At 54.1% G+C, this 521-nt stretch carries 1 rRNA gene; it reads left to right on the forward strand.

Annotation, left to right across the window (positions count from 1 at the left end):
• Positions 1 to 521, forward strand: a 16S ribosomal RNA gene (locus LN415_10005); the annotation flags it as partial.

Here is a 521-nt window from a genome sequence, read left to right on the forward strand (position 1 = left end):
GTAACGCGTAGATAATCTACCTTTAGGTACAGCATACTCCCGGGAAACTGGGCATAATTCTGTATAAGTGCTTTGTTCTGGAATGGCTTAGCACTAAAAGCTTCGGCGCCTAAGGATGAGTCTGCGTCCGATTATGCTAGTTGGTGGTGTCATGGACCACAAAGGCGACGATCGGTACGGGCCGTGAGAGCGGTAGCCCGGAGATGGCCACTGAGATAACGGGCCAGGCCCTATGGGGTGCAGCAGGCGCGAAAACTGGCCAATGCGCGAAAGCGTGAGCCGGCCAATCCGAGTGGAGACCCAACGGTTTCCTTTTACCATGTGTTCACAGCTTGGCGAATAATGAGAGGGCAAGACTGGTGCCAGCCGCCGCGGTAAAACCAGCTCTTAGAGTGGTGATCATGTTTATTTGGCTTAAAGTGTGCGTAGCAGGACAGCGTAAGTCCCCTGTGAAATGCTCGGTCTTAAGCCGAGCGCGGGCAGGGGATACTGTGCGTCTTGGGACCGGGATAGGTGTAATG

The organism is Candidatus Thermoplasmatota archaeon (genome assembly GCA_022848865.1).
Classification (GTDB): Archaea; Thermoplasmatota; Thermoplasmata; order RBG-16-68-12; family JAGMCJ01; genus JAGMCJ01.